The following is a 14,478-nucleotide window of genomic DNA, read 5'->3' as shown; positions in this document are numbered from 1 at the left end:
ATGGAAAATAACGTACAAACATTTACTTATAATGTCGAAGAAATTCGGCGTGATTTTCCTATTTTGCACCATCAAGTTTATGGAAAGCGATTAGCATATCTTGATAGTAGTGCTTCTGCCCAAAAACCAATGTCAGTACTCAATGCAATGAATAATTATTATCACTATAGTTATGCTAATGTGCATAGGGGAATGTATTTTTTAGCCAATATAGCAACACAATCCTATGAAAATTCTCGTGAAACCGTTCGTGTTTTTCTAAATGCTCAAAAAGCTGAAGAAATTGTTTTTACGAAAAATGCAACAGAAGCTATTAATACTGTTGCTTATGGTTGGGCGATGCCAAAACTCAAAGAAGGTGATGAGATTGTTCTAACGATCATGGAACATCATTCAAATATTATTCCTTGGCATTTTCTCCGTGAACAAAAAGGTGTTAAACTTATTTTTGTTCCTGTCGATGAAAATGGTGTTCTGCACATTGAAGATTTCCAAAAGGCTTTAAGCGAAAAAACGCGGCTTGTTGCTATAACGCATATGTCCAATATATTAGGAACTGTGCCTCCTGTTAAAGAGATTATTAAGCTAGCACATCAAAATTCTATTCCTGTTCTTGTTGATGGTTCTCAAGGAGCAGTACATTTAACCGTTGATGTACAAGATCTCGATTGTGATTGGTATGTCTTTACAGGTCATAAGCTTTATGGTCCCACTGGTATTGGTGTTTTGTATGGTAAAGAAGATAGATTAGAAGAAATGCGTCCTTTTCAAGGGGGAGGGGAAATGATCGAGGAGGTAACAACCGATAAGGTTTTTTATAATGCTCCTCCTTACCGTTTTGAAGCAGGCACTCCTCCTATCGTTGAAGCTATTGGATTAACTGCGGCTATTGATTATATACAAGAGAAAGGTCGTAGCACAATTCATGCCCATGAGAGGTCCCTTTTAGCTTATGCACAGGAAAAACTTAAAATGGTTGAGTCATTGCGTATTTATGGTCATTCTCCCAATAAAGGAGCTATTATATCATTTACAATTGAAGGGATTCACGCCCATGATATCGCTATGTTTATTGATAGAAAAGGGGTTGCGATACGTGCGGGAACTCATTGTGCACAGCCTTTATTACAACGCTTTGGTCTAACATCTATTTGCCGCGCATCGTTAGCCATGTATAACACTCAAGAGGATATAGATCAATTAGTAGAAGCATTGCAAGAAACAAGGACATTTTTTAATGGCTGAATCAATTGAAGAGCGTCATTCTACAGAATCCGTTGAAACTGTAAGCGAAAATAAAAAATCTTACATATCAGCAATTCCAGCAGACGAAATTGATCGTATGACAAATGATATTATTTCTGCTCTCAAAACAGTTTATGACCCAGAGATTCCTGCTGATATTTATGAGCTAGGACTGATTTATCGTATTGATATTGAAGATGATCGTTCAGTAAAAATTGAAATGACTCTTACAGCACCGGGATGTCCTGTTGCGGGTGAAATGCCAGGGTGGGTAGAAAATGCAGTCAGTGCAGTTGAAGGGGTTTCGTATGTTGAAGTCACTATGACTTTTGATCCACCATGGACACCTGATTGTATGTCAGAAGAAGCTCAAATTGCTGTCGGATGGTACTAAAAGTATTGTTAAGAGACTCTAATTTAGCCATTCATGAATAAGCTGTTTACTTTTCACAAGCATTTAAATTTAAGGACGATCGCATGAGTTATAATAAACAAAAACTAGAACTCACTTGGATTGGAAAAGAAAAACGCCCAAAACTAGAACCTCGTATCTTATTAGAAGATCTTGAAAAATCTTATCACGCTTCGCATCGAATATCATCCCAAGATATTTTTGATAATAAACTTATTTTTGGTGACAATTTGCTCGCACTCAAAGCGCTTGAACAAGAATATATGGGGAAGGTAAAATGTATCTATATCGATCCGCCTTATAATACAGGCAATGCCTTTGAACATTATGAAGATGGTTTAGAGCATTCCATATGGCTCAGCCTTATGAGAGACAGGCTAGAATTGTTACATCATTTACTGGCGGATGATGGAAGTATCTGGATATCAATTGATGATGATGAACAAGCCTATCTTAAAGTGATGATGGATGAAATTTTTGGTCGCCAAAATTTCATCAACAATATTATTTGGCAAAAGAAATATGCTCCACAAAATGATACAAAATGGCTTTCTGATAATCATGATTTTATAATGGTTTATGCTAAAGATAAAACGATTTGGCGCCCTCAATTGCTTCCTCGTTCAAGCGATATGGATGCGCGCTATAAAAATCCTGATAATGATCCTCGCGGTCCTTGGAAATCAGATAATCTTTCAGTTAAGACTATGAATTTAAAAGATGTTTATGAAATTATTACGCCTTCTGGGCGCAGTGTGATGCCTCCTGCTGGAACGAGTTGGCGCGTTAGTAAACAAAAATTTGCTAAGCTATTAGAAGATAATCGTGTTTGGTTTGGTCCAACAGGAAGTAATGTTCCTTCTATGAAACGTTTTTTATCAGAGGTAAAAAATGGTATGGTTTCAATGACCATTTGGCCTTATCAGGAAGTTGGCCATAATCAAGATGCAAAAAAAGAAGCCAAAGTCTTCAATTCTGATAGTGTCTTTACAACTCCTAAACCGGAACGTTTAATGGAACGCATTATTCAACTTGCCACTAATCCCGGTGATCTTGTACTGGATTCTTTTGCTGGTTCTGGCACAACCGGTGCTGTTGCCCATAAAATGGGAAGGAAGTGGATTATGATTGAACTTGGTGAGCATTGTCACACCCACATTATCCCTCGTTTAAAACAAGTCATTGATGGAACTGATCAAGGGGGAATTTCCAAAAGTGTCAATTGGCAAGGTGGCGGTGGATTCCGTTATTATCGCCTTGCACCTTCTCTGTTGCAAAAAGATCCATGGGGACAATGGATTATTCGTCGCGAATATAATGCTGCCATGCTATCAGAAGCCATGTGCAAACATATGGGATTTACCTATGCACCGGATGAAAATCATTATTGGATGCAAGGGTATTCAACCGAAACAGATTATATTTATGTCACAACGAGCGCCATGACCCATGAACAACTCTGTATAATGAGTGAAGAGGTAGGCTCTCATCGCACGTTGCTGATTTGTGGTACAGCCTTTGATACAAAATCAGCATCCTTTGAAAATCTGACACTCACTAAAATCCCCCGTGCAATATTAGAAAAATGCGAATGGGGAAGGGACGATTACAGTTTAAATGTAGCCAATCTTGAACCAGTGATTGTGGTAAAAGAAAACAGCAAAAATAAAGATATTGCGCAAGCAGAATTAGATCTATTTGAATAATATATAAAAAGCGGAGTTTTTCATGAACACTGTTGAAAAAAGGATTTCTGCTCGCTTATCGTTGCGTGATCCTCAACGTGAATCTTTAAATATTTTGGTAAAAATCTTAGAAAATATAGAGCTTTCTAAAAATGCTGATTTGATTGCAGAGTTAGAAGTGATAAAAAATCTTTATCCTTCTGTACAAGATTTTGAACGAAACTTTCCCTCTTTTTGTTTTACCTTAGCAACGGGTGTTGGGAAAACGCGACTTATGGGGGCTTTTATCAGCTATCTTTATTTAACAGGTCGTAGTCGCCATTTTTTTGTTTTAGCGCCAAATTTGACTATTTATGAAAAGTTAAAACAGGATTTTAGTCCCAAAAGTCCGAAGTATGTTTTCAGTGGAATGAGTGAATTTATTGCCAATAGACCCGTTATTATTACAGGTGAAGATTATGAAAGTGGTAAAGGTATTCGCGTTGATGAACACCATATTCAAGGACAAAAGCGTTTGTTTGAGAATAGAGATACGGCCTTTATCAATATTTTTAATATTTCTAAAATTAATACAACGGATAATAAAAAAGGCGCACTAAAATCTAGTATTCCGCGAATTAAACGCTTACAAGAAACGATTGGTGAAAGTTATTTTGATTATCTCGCAAATCTTCCTGATTTAGTTTTGTTAATGGATGAAGCACATCGTTATCGAGCTTCTGCTGGTGCGGCAGCAATTAATGAGTTAAAACCTGTTTTAGGAATAGAGCTTACAGCGACACCAAAAACAATAGGTGCAAAACCCGTAGATTTTAAAAATGTTGTCTATAGTTATTCACTTGCAGAGGCTATGAGAGATGGTTTTGTAAAAGAGCCTGCTGTTGCTACACGTAAAGATTTTCAACCTCAAAATTATACATCTGAACAATTAGAACATATCAAATTACAAGATGCAATTCATGCTCATGAAAACGTGAAAGCAGATTTAATTGTCTATGCAAAAGATTATAACAAAAAGTTCGTTAAGCCTTTTATTTTAGTTGTCGCTCAAGATACAAATCATGCACAGAAATTGCGTGATTTATTGGAATCAGATGATTTTTTTGCAGGAGCTTATAAGGGAAAAGTTATAGAGATTCATACAAAACAGTCGAATATAGAAGAAGATCAAAATATTCAAAAGCTGATTGCAATTGAAGATTCTCATGACCCAACAGAAATTGTTATTCACGTTAATAAATTAAAGGAGGGGTGGGATGTTACGAATCTCTATACTATTGTACCGTTGCGTGCATCGGCTTCAGAAATTTTAACAGAGCAAACAATTGGGCGTGGATTGCGTTTGCCTTATGGGTATAGAACAGGCGTGGAAGCTATTGATCGTTTAACAATTATTGCGCATGATCGTTTTCAAGATATTATTGATCGTGCAAACGATCCAAACTCAATTATAAAAAAGCATATTGAGATTGGAACAGGAGGGAATATCCCCTTTGAAAAGACCGATATAGTGACAGTTCCAAGTCAAGTAGAAGCTTTATTGATGCAAACGATGGTAATACGTAATTCCGATATAAATGGAGCATCTTCTGATTTACAAGGTATCATATTACGTCATACAGATTCCCCTACATTAACACCTGAAGAGCAAGATATTGCAGCGATCGCGTGGGATCTTATCAAAGAGAATGATAAATTGCCAAGTTCTCAAATGCTTTGTTCTGCACAGATACAAGAAAAAATTGCTAATAAAGTTATGAATATTAAGCCTTCATCACAAAAGTCTCTTGTATCAAAAGTGGTGACAATTCTGACAAAACAATTAACAGAACTGATAATAGATATTCCAAATATTATACTCATACCTTTGCGTGATGTTACTTATGGTTTTTATGACTTTGATTTAAAAAATCTAGAAAGCTTAAATTTTCAACCTGTTAGTAAAGAACTTTTAATTCGAGAATTGCGTACCCATAAAAGCATTTTTCTCACATCTAAGAATGAATATGTCAAAGAGCCTTATCTTGAAAACTACATCATTCGTGGTTTGATTGATAATGACTTTGTCGATTATGATAACCATACGCTCTTATTACGAAAATTAGCTAGTCAGATGGTAGAACATTTCCGATCTTATTTACCCAATGATACAGCTGTTGAGAACGTATTAATTCACTATCAGCACAAGCTTACTAGTTTTATTGTTGCGCAATTAAGAGAACATCAATGGGAAACGCAAAAAGATTATGCGGTTAAAGTTACACGGGGTTTTACAGCTTTATCACCTATCCATTATGTGTTACCGCAAGGGATGTCTCCTCTTGATTTTCGTAATATTCCTGCCATTAAAAGTGATATTAAAAAACTTGTATTCAGCGGCTTTAGAAAATGCTGTTATCCTTTACAAAAGTTTGATTCAGTAGAAGGGGAATTACGATTTGCTCAAATATTAGAGGATGATGCACAAGTCTTGAAATGGATGAAACCCGCTCGAGGTTTTTTCAAGATAGAATATGATAAAGGATCAATCTATGAACCAGACTTTGTTGTAGAAACGAAGGATGCCAAATATCTTTGTGAGCCTAAAAAAGCCTCTGAAATGCAAAATCCTATTGTTTTAAAAAAGAGAGAAGCTGCAGTTCAATGGTGTTGTCATGCAACGCGCTATGCGGCGACTTATGGCGATAAAAAATGGTATTATGTTCTTATTCCCCATGATGTTATTAAAGCAAATAGTAGTTTTGAAGGTTTGTGTGCGGAGTTTACCATTTCAGAATCTATACTTGAGAGCTCTTAACTTTTTTCTAACGACGTTAAAATAAAAGGAAAAATGTATAGAAAAGTTACACAAGATTATGCTTTTTTATGGTGATTTGTAGTACATTTACAATTTTTTATAAAAGTACAATCTTATTTTCGTTATGTGAAAAGATCTTTGAGTTATAGTTATAAATTAAAAAAATATTTTAATTTTATTGAGTAATTTAATAAATGTTCTTTTTTTAAAAAACTTAAACAGTTTATTGTTCTTTCATTTAAAACGCCTGAATATAATGAAATACCCAGAGGATAAAAGGGGGAGTTTTTCATATGACTTTAAATTTAACAAACACTGTTTTTAATTTTTTAAAGAAAAACCCGACAAAAAAGTTTACAGCTCGAGAAATTGCTCAATGGATATTTGAAAATTACCCAGAAAAATGCCGTCAAAAACAAAAGCATTCAACGGCGATAATCAATCCCCTTAATAGTGATGCAGCTCTTATTCAGCAAATTGTTGCTGAAATAGGATCGCAGCGCCCTCAATTACAAAAGCGTTATCCAGAAATTAAAACCACTGAAGGACGACCGCGACAATATTATTTTACTAAACAAACAGATAGTGCTGAAATTGATGCAATAGAGGACAATGCAAAGAGTAGAACAGAAGATGGCTCTGTTAAAGAGCATGATCTTTATCCGTTATTATCTAAATTTTTATGGTCAGAACTTGCAGTTTATAGCAAACGCATTAATGAGAAATGTTCTCGTAATAAACATGGTGCAGGCGGAAATAAATGGCTTTATCCAGATCTCGTAGGGATGCAAGATTTAAGCAAGGAATGGAATCGTGAAATCAAAGACTGTGTTTTGCAATATTTTGATAAAAAGACAAAGCTTTGGTCTTTTGAAGTAAAAATTCTCATCAATCGTTCAAATTTACGAAAAGCATTTTTTCAAACAGTTAGTAATTCTTCATGGGCTAATTTGAGTTATTTAGTTGCTAGTGAAATTGAAGGAGTTGATACATTAAAAGAGCTTCGGATGCTTTCAAGTTTGCATGGAATTGGATTTATAAGACTTAATAAGGAAAACTCTTCCGAGAGTGAGATCTTAATTCCTGCCAAAGAACGTAGTGATATTGATTGGGATACTGCTAATAGATTAGTGGAGGAAAACAAAGATTTTCTTGATTATATTAAGCTCATTCGTCAATTTTATCAAACTGGTGAGATACGTCCACTAGATTGGGATCATATGTATCTATAAGGGGTATTTTTAAAAAGACTCTATTGTTTAAAAGCCTTTTTTCAGAGTGATGAAAAATTACTCTAACTATTTTGTTTGACTTATTATATTGATATTGTATCAATTAAAATTTTTCTCACGTACCTCATGAGTAGGGTTGAGTAGGGGAAGAGTAAAAATTCTGTTTTAGTCCTGTTCTATTTTGTGCATTGAGCGTGATTCCATTAGATACTAGACTTAATGATTATAATTTATTATAAATTTGCTATTATAGAGGGTGAAATTCGACTTTTTTGCTTTGTTTACATCAAGCATGGAAAATATTACTTCCTCATATTGAAGTCTTCTTACGGAGAATTTACACTACTATTTCTTTAATTTCCATTACTGTTCATTTTGATGATTATTAAGCTTTTTGTTATCCGAAGTAAACATTCAAAAAAACATTAATTTTATAAAATATTCACATAGTTTACTCAATTTCTTGAAATAGATTAAAAAAATAAATTTCTCTCACACCTTATGGTAAAGGGAGTGTGTACTGTCGCAGTCTGCCACAATACTCTCTTTATTTTTCAATAATACCGCACGCTAAACGTGCTCCACCTCCGCCAAGCGGTAATGGTTTATCTGATTGATTATCAGCCCCTAAATGAATGACTAAAGAGCGCCCTTTAATTTCAGAGATTTTTTTTAATCGTGGAGCAAGAACGCTCATTATGGCATATCCCTGCTTATCAACATAAAGTGCTGGTAAATCACCAAGATGACCATTGACATTATAAGGTCCTAAATGTTTTCCGGTATGTTCCGGATCATAATGTCCACCTGCGCTTCCACCAATTATACCATCTTTTGTATCACATAAAGGATTTACATGTACATGAAAACCATGCATTCCTTCTGATAAAGTAGATAAATTAGGGATGAAAATCAAACCGTATGTGGTTTCTTCAATTTTAATGCTACCAATAGCCTTTTTGGAATTGTTATCTTCTAATTTATAAATATTTACTTGTTTTGATAGTGCTAATGCAGAATTTTTATGAATTAAAAATGCCATAAAAAACAATAATGATAATAATATTTTTTTCATGAAGTACCTTTATACTTATCTTTAAATAGATTATTATCTATAAATAATAATCTATACTAATTATATGTTATATAAGTGTCTTAAATTGAACTTTAAGAAAAATAATTTACATAGAAATATTAGTTTTTATAAAGAGCAAATAAATTAAAGTATGTTTATATATATTTCTGAACATAAATTTTATTTTTTGATCTATAAAAAATACAGCTTTTATGGATGGATAATTATATCTCACTTACATTTCTTCAAGAGATGTTTTTAAAAAATCTACTTTTTGAGGTATAATAAGAAATTAAATAAGGAATTTTAGTAAGTTAGATGTTATTTCATTTATAATATGATAATCGTTTCATCAAAAAAAGAACATATAATTTGTTGATGATTTAATTGTTTTTCATAGAAAAAATGACGAGAAATTTCTATGCATTATGTAATTTATAAGAGAAAAAATTATTATGATTCATATAAATTTCCCAATAAAATACAGCATATACCGACACTCCCTCCCATTCCTGATCCTATCAGTGCTCCTATTATTATTCCGGAAGAAAGTGCTACTCCTATACCCATTGCGATAACTGGACCAAATCCAGGAAGAGCAATATAACCATAAGCTGCAAGAATTGCCGCGATAGCTCCTGATATGCTACCATTTAAACCGCCAATGAAAGCAAATTCTTTAATAGAATGGCAGTACTTTTTTAATTTTTTTTTCTTACAGCTGTGAAAAGAAACGTTGCTGTAAGTTTTTAAATCAATCATATTCTTTTCTTTCATTTTGAATGCTAACTGTTCCTGAATAGTCAACGGATACGAAAAAATGGGACTTTTTAAATTTTACTAAAGCACGCCAGATACCATTGTCATCTAAGCGCAATCGTTTAATATTCTCAAAACCATTTTGCATAAGACAATTTTTAACTTGTGAGGCAGTAAATGAGTTCTGACCTATTTTAGTGACCTTTTGAGTAGAGCTATAGGTAAAGGTTTGACAATAAGGAAGGTGAAAAACTTCACTTATTGAAGTCGTGACTATCAACGAGACACATGCAATCATTATAAAAAAAGTACTTAATTTCAAAAAATTATTTAGTGTCATCTTGTTACCATTTGTTGAAACAACACTTCATTAACCTCTGTGTTACTAACAGGTTCCAAAGATGATTTTATTTTTAATATTATACTTAACAATAAAAATTTTTGAAAATATATTGATTAAATAAAACCGTTTTTTTTATTTATTTTCTTATTAAAATTAATTTTATAAAATAACTTTTTCAAAACGGTATTATTTTTCATTTTCTTTATAGTGCTAAATTTAACAGCTATGATTTAGCAAGATATCTTTATAATTTAATTTGTAGTATATAATTCAGTTTTCTCTTATTTCATATCAACATACTAAATATATATAATAATTTTTAATAAAAAATAATTTACAGTTATATTAATTATAACATGTTATTATTATAAATAAATCAAATAAATATAATTAATTATTTTAATATAATTTGTTACTTCTTATAAAGAACAAAAATATTTTTTATATCAGTAATAGATATGATTGCAAAATGCAATTTATTATTTATTATTTTACGTTATTATCCATTATTGCTTAGTAGAGCTGTTTTGATGTTTTTGTTGGAAATATTTGCATAATTTCCTTAAATCCATAACCGGGATACATTCCTTCGCGCATAAATAAATTACGTAATGGTGGGAAACTATGCAACAAACCAAGCCCAATGCTTCGTATGATATGAACAGGCAACATATGAGAAAGTAGGGCAGAGTTCAGTGTATGAACAGCTCCACTTCGGATTAATATATCTGGTTTGCGGCATTTGTTATAATGTGCAACAATCATTTCAGAGTTAGAATTGGATATTTTATTGGGTAAAATATCAATTAAAGTTTGGACATCACGGAATCCTAAATTCAATCCCTGTGCTCCAATAGGGGGAAAAACATGAGCGGCTTCACCCACTAAAATTGTTCGATTAGCAGCAAAATGATGAGAAAGAAGTCCGAAAATCGGCCATGCTTGAATTAATGTTTCTAAGCTTAGCTTTCCAAGCATTGATTGCATTTGGTTTTCGATCATTTTTGCAATTGTTTTTGGTTCTATATTTAATAATTCCTCAGCGCGGGAAGGATGAACAACCCATACAAGACTAGATCTTCGTCCTGGTAGTGGAACCTGTGTAAATGGACCGTGTTCTGTATGAAATTCAGTTGATGTATTTTGATGAGAAAACTCATGAGAAAAGTTGAGAACAAGTGCTTTTTGTGGATAATTCCACTGTTTCACACTTATCCCTGCTGCGGCACGTGTAAGAGAGTGACGTCCATCAGCTGCAACAACAAGTGGTGCTTGAATAATTCTATGATCAGCAAGAGTAATGCATACATGGTTTTTTGTGTGATGAACAGATTTGGCAGCAGAAACAAATCTTATAATATTGGGCGTATGTGTAACAGCGTCGACTAAAGCACTGTTCAATTTTACATTAGGTATATTATAGCCAAAAGCTTTTTCGCCAATTTCAGTAGAAGAAAAATGCACCGTAGGAGCATGCACAATTCTAGAAGTTATATCTATAATTCTCATGGACGATAAAGCAGCTGCATGTTTTTGAAGATTATCCCAAATATTGAGTTTTTGAAGCGTGCGTATTGCGGGCATCATAAGAGCCGTTGTCCGTAACTCATCTGTATGAGCAGGGGGCCCAACAAGAAAAACAGAAAACCCCTTCTGTGCAAGACTCAGCGCGGCTAACATTCCGACAGGACCTGCACCAATAACAGCAATATCTTTATGCTCTTCCTTTTCAAATATCACAACGATTTGAACCTTTATTCATTGAGAAAATATTTTAACATTTCCAAATGATCTCTCTCTTTTTATTATATGAAGCTCTTCTATTATTATAGTATGTAATAAATAATGCGATATAAAAAAGTAACCTTTTTATGATTTTTTTAAATGCTGAGTTATATCATCGTTAAAAAATGGCGTATTGATAGATGGTTGAAGACTTTAAAAACGAGGATAAGAAAACCTTGAAACGTAAATTAACAAAGAAAATCAAAACAAATGCTAAATTATTACGCCATAAAAAAGTAACAATGCCACAAGCAAAGGCCTTTTCCGTTCATTTACTGACAGCTTCGGGATCATTTTTAGCGTTTCTTTCTCTTATATCAGCCTCTCAAAAAGAATGGACAGCTATGTTCTGTTGGCTTGGGCTTGCTCTTCTCGTTGATGGTATAGATGGACCAATTGCACGCAAACTTGATGTTAAATACGTTCTTCCAACATGGTCTGGAGAGCTGTTAGATAATATTATTGATTACGTGACTTATGTCTTAATTCCTGCCTTTGCACTCTATCAAAGTGGTTTCATGGGGGTAGGGTTATCATTTTCATTGAGTGCAATTATTGTTATTTCATCTGCTATTTATTATGCAGATACTAGTATGAAAACCAAAGAAAACTTTTTTAAAGGATTTCCTGTTGTTTGGAATATGATGATTTTTACGCTTTTTGTCGTCAGACCAGGAGAGTGGATTACTTTTATCATTATTGTTTTATCGGCGATTATATCTTTTTTGCCAATTTATTTTATTCATCCAGTAAGAGTCCTTCGTTTACGTAGAATTAATTTTCCCATTTTTCTCTTATGGTGTTTTTTTGGTGTTTCTGCCTTCTTTTATCAACTAGAGGCTCCCTATTGGGTTAAAATAGGAATTTCGGTAACAGGAATTTATATATATTGTATTGGCGCAATCATGCAAACATTTCCTAAACTTGGGGAAAAAAGTATAAAAAAAACAATGAAATAATTGTTTTAAGAAGGGTGTGAGATGCAAATTAATTTTGGAGCAGATGATGATATTTCTTTTACGAAAGAAGGGCGTGCTGGTATTATAAAGCTCACACGTCCTTCAGCATTAAACGCTCTTAATCAACGAATGGTTTCAGCTTTAAAAAAAGCTCTCAGAACATGGGAAATAGATGATAATGTTTTTTGTGTCTTAATTGAAGGGGAGGGGCGTGCTTTTTGTGCTGGTGGAGATGTTGTAGAAATCTATCATATGGGGAAAAGTACTGCTTCTTGTCAATACTTTAGGAATGAATATAGTTTAAATGCTTATATCAAACATTTTTCAAAGCCCTACATTTCTTTCTTAAACGGTATTTGGATGGGAGGAGGGGTAGGTATTTCTCTCTATGGCTCGCATCGAATTGTTACAGAAAATACAGTTTTTGCTATGCCAGAAGGTGCGATTGGATTTTTCCCAGATGTAGGTGCAAGTTTTTTCTTACCATCTCTTCCCAATCATTTTGGTATCTATCTTGCATTAACGGGCGCACGTATAAAGTGGGGAGATTGCTTAAATTTAGGATTAGCAACACACGCCGTTGCTGAAACTGAATTCGATATGATTAGAAAAGCTGTTATTGAGCAAGGAGATCCTACTTTAGCTTTAAACGAGCGAGCAATTACAAAAGACTATGAAACAAGTCATGAAATACGTTGTATTATTAACACTTGTTTTAGTGCACATACCTTAGAAGAATGTCTTGAGTTGCTACATAAAAAAAGCAATGAAGATGTTTTATTTGCTAAAGAATGTTATGATATTTTGCAGTCACGTTCTCCGACAAGTTTAAAAGTTATCTGGAAACAAATGAAACAAAATTCATCTCAAACGTTGGAAGATTGTATGAAAATTGAAAACCGCATAGCGTATCATATGATTCATTCACATGATTTTTATGAAGGTATACGTGCTATGTTAATCGATAAGGATAAAAGACCTCAATGGCAACCAGATAAACTTTCAAATGTGACAGATGAAATGGTAGATTCTTACTTCCAACCTGTTGAACAAGAGTTATTATTGTGAAAAATAATTCTCACAAACAGATTTCAAAAATCAATTTAATCTATAACTGTTACTTACGGTTTTTGGCACTTATTTGCTTAGTTCTAGGTATTTGTTATTGGATACGCCTTGTTGGTGTTTTTCCAGGTATTCTATGGCGTTTTGATCTTATGCCTTGGCAGTGGCAATTTGCATCAGCTATATTGGCTATTCTCTATCCTATTGCCTTAGTTGGACTTTGGATGTATTCACTATGGGGTATCATTGTGTGGTGTATTGCAGCATTGATTGAAGCAATAACAATATATTATTCCGATTTTATTTATCAGCCATTTGTACCATTATTTCATGGAATATTGTTTTTAGCTTTTATAGTACTACAAATTGTAATTATTTTTTTTAAAAGAGTAAAAAATAAAAAAACATTGTGATTGAAATTTTCGAGCCAGAATAACAGGCTCGATTTTCGATCTTAGTTAACTTAAGTAGCTCATTTTAAAGCTTCGTTCCTCAAAACGCTGATGCTAGTTATACTTCCTCATAAAGTTCCATAATATATATTATGCGATAATATGATACAGAAAACCCTACTTTAAAACATCATCATAATATTTATATCATACAATTTACTTTTAAAATAAAATTTGGTCTTTAAGGTATATACCTTAAAGACCAAAAATTAAGAAAAATTACTGTACTATTTTACAACGCTTCATACGTGCAAGATCACTTAAAACAGCATTACGATTATTTAAAGCCGAAATTTCATTACTTTCACTGGATTTAGTATCCATAAAAAACAAAGCAGGTACAAATACAACACTTACCGCTGCTAAAGCCACGTTTTTATTTCTTGCTTTAGAACGCTCTGCAATTGTATCATTAATCTGACGTTTATTAGCAAAAAACTCCCGTTGAATATCGGCACAACTCATTGATCCGTCATGTAATGTTGTCGTTGCAATATTTTTTTCTAAACGCCCCCCACATGCTGTCAAGGAAACCGCTAAAACCACAATACATACACCCCGCTTAAAATTCTTATACATAAAAGCCTCATTTTTGACATAAAAACACTAAATATGTCAAAAATGAAATAAAATAAAGGATAAATTTAAAAGTGTTTTATTTAACTTAAA

General features: G+C 33.3%; 13 protein-coding genes. 8 read left to right on the top strand and 5 right to left on the bottom strand.

Annotated elements, in window-relative coordinates; genetic code table 11:
* From ACFIK2_RS09430 to ACFIK2_RS09410, 5 genes are all read left to right on the top strand, one after another.
* Entirely contained in the window at window positions 1-1,245 is a 1,245-nt protein-coding gene (locus tag ACFIK2_RS09430; protein ID WP_375618154.1) for a cysteine desulfurase, read from the top strand.
* On the top strand, window positions 1,238-1,639 hold the full coding sequence (locus ACFIK2_RS09425; RefSeq protein ID WP_375636727.1) for an SUF system Fe-S cluster assembly protein: 402 nt from the start codon (window positions 1,238-1,240) through the stop codon (window positions 1,637-1,639). Before ACFIK2_RS09430 ends, ACFIK2_RS09425 begins: the two co-directional genes overlap by 8 nt.
* Window positions 1,640-1,722: 83 nt before the next feature.
* Window positions 1,723-3,363, top strand: coding sequence for a site-specific DNA-methyltransferase (locus ACFIK2_RS09420; RefSeq protein WP_375618153.1), 1,641 nt, complete (start codon window positions 1,723-1,725; stop codon window positions 3,361-3,363).
* A gap of 22 nt (window positions 3,364-3,385) precedes the next feature.
* Window positions 3,386-6,139 (top strand): DEAD/DEAH box helicase, encoded by a 2,754-nt coding sequence (locus tag ACFIK2_RS09415; protein ID WP_375677222.1) that lies wholly within the window; start codon window positions 3,386-3,388, stop codon window positions 6,137-6,139.
* A gap of 293 nt (window positions 6,140-6,432) precedes the next feature.
* The gene (locus ACFIK2_RS09410; RefSeq protein WP_375643112.1) at window positions 6,433-7,371 is read left to right on the top strand and encodes a COG2958 family protein; all 939 of its coding nucleotides are present in this window, start codon (window positions 6,433-6,435) and stop codon (window positions 7,369-7,371) included.
* Between the two features lie 547 nt (window positions 7,372-7,918).
* Here the strand turns inward: ACFIK2_RS09410 and sodC are convergent.
* From sodC to ACFIK2_RS09390, 4 genes are all read right to left on the bottom strand, one after another.
* The gene (gene sodC, locus ACFIK2_RS09405; RefSeq protein ID WP_375634661.1) at window positions 7,919-8,446 is read right to left on the bottom strand and encodes a superoxide dismutase [Cu-Zn] SodC; all 528 of its coding nucleotides are present in this window, start codon (window positions 8,444-8,446) and stop codon (window positions 7,919-7,921) included.
* A gap of 453 nt (window positions 8,447-8,899) precedes the next feature.
* Window positions 8,900-9,223 carry a hypothetical protein gene (locus ACFIK2_RS09400; protein WP_375634660.1) on the bottom strand — a complete coding sequence of 108 codons (324 nt, stop codon included), beginning with the start codon at window positions 9,221-9,223 and terminating at the stop codon, window positions 8,900-8,902.
* Window positions 9,201-9,545 (bottom strand): hypothetical protein, encoded by a 345-nt coding sequence (locus ACFIK2_RS09395; protein ID WP_375611907.1) that lies wholly within the window; start codon window positions 9,543-9,545, stop codon window positions 9,201-9,203. The genes ACFIK2_RS09400 and ACFIK2_RS09395 overlap by 23 nt, the downstream gene beginning before the upstream one ends.
* Before the next feature lie 516 nt (window positions 9,546-10,061).
* Window positions 10,062-11,288 carry a UbiH/UbiF family hydroxylase gene (locus tag ACFIK2_RS09390; RefSeq protein WP_375677221.1) on the bottom strand — a complete coding sequence of 409 codons (1,227 nt, stop codon included), beginning with the start codon at window positions 11,286-11,288 and terminating at the stop codon, window positions 10,062-10,064.
* Window positions 11,289-11,473: 185 nt separating this feature from the next.
* On the opposite strand from ACFIK2_RS09390, the gene pcsA reads away from it, so the two are divergent.
* From pcsA to ACFIK2_RS09375, 3 genes are read left to right on the top strand one after another with little or no spacing between them, the layout of a single operon-like run.
* A complete protein-coding gene (gene pcsA / locus ACFIK2_RS09385; RefSeq protein ID WP_375634087.1) occupies window positions 11,474-12,292 on the top strand; it encodes a phosphatidylcholine synthase in 819 nt (272 codons plus the stop codon).
* 21 nt (window positions 12,293-12,313) lie between these two features.
* The gene (locus ACFIK2_RS09380) at window positions 12,314-13,360 is read left to right on the top strand and encodes an enoyl-CoA hydratase/isomerase family protein (RefSeq protein ID WP_375677220.1); all 1,047 of its coding nucleotides are present in this window, start codon (window positions 12,314-12,316) and stop codon (window positions 13,358-13,360) included.
* On the top strand, window positions 13,357-13,770 hold the full coding sequence (locus ACFIK2_RS09375) for a DUF6163 family protein (RefSeq protein ID WP_375611911.1): 414 nt from the start codon (window positions 13,357-13,359) through the stop codon (window positions 13,768-13,770). The genes ACFIK2_RS09380 and ACFIK2_RS09375 overlap by 4 nt, the downstream gene beginning before the upstream one ends.
* A 258-nt stretch (window positions 13,771-14,028) precedes the next feature.
* Here the strand turns inward: ACFIK2_RS09375 and ACFIK2_RS09370 are convergent, their stop codons facing one another.
* The gene (locus tag ACFIK2_RS09370) at window positions 14,029-14,388 is read right to left on the bottom strand and encodes a hypothetical protein (RefSeq protein WP_375677219.1); all 360 of its coding nucleotides are present in this window, start codon (window positions 14,386-14,388) and stop codon (window positions 14,029-14,031) included.
* Window positions 14,389-14,478 lie beyond the last annotated feature (90 nt).

It is taken from the genome of Bartonella sp. AP88XZML (genome assembly GCF_042195565.1).
Classification (GTDB): Bacteria; Pseudomonadota; Alphaproteobacteria; order Rhizobiales; family Rhizobiaceae; genus Bartonella.
This window is presented reverse-complemented; position numbering and strand designations above follow the sequence as displayed.